Raw genomic sequence first — 469 nt, forward strand, 5'->3', positions numbered from 1 at the left:
CAATAGATAATCCACATTCACATTTGTACACTCTATCTTTAAGTTTTAAACCTTTATTAACCTCTCCACATTGGCTACAAGTCTTTGATGATGGATACCATCTATCAACTACTCTAAGTTCTATATTGTTTTGTTTGCACTTAGCAGTTAGTTTAGTTTTAAATTCAAAGAACTTTTGACTTGATATAGCCTTTGATAAATGCTTATTTTTCATCATTCCACTAACATTTAAATCTTCAATGGTTATATAGCTTGGTTTTTGCTTTATTACCTGTGATATTGTTTTATTAATATAATCAGTTCTTATATTAGCTAATCTTTGATGAATTTTTTGTACTTTGGCTATCTGTTTTTGGATATTTTGACGAGTAGCTACTCCTTCTTTTATATTTTTATTTCTTACTTTTAAACTCTCATATTTTCTTGAAAGTTTTCTTTGTTCTCTTTTTAATTTCTTTTCAACTTTTTT

The 469-nt window shown here is 26.7% G+C and carries 1 protein-coding gene; it reads right to left on the reverse strand.

What is annotated here, in order from left to right:
* The coding region (locus KGF42_RS19230; RefSeq protein ID WP_227826915.1) for an RNA-guided endonuclease TnpB family protein at positions 1-469 on the reverse strand (469 nt) is incomplete at both ends.

Source organism: Clostridioides sp. ZZV15-6383 (assembly GCF_020657735.1).
In the GTDB taxonomy this organism is placed as follows: Bacteria; Bacillota; Clostridia; order Peptostreptococcales; family Peptostreptococcaceae; genus Clostridioides; species Clostridioides difficile_D.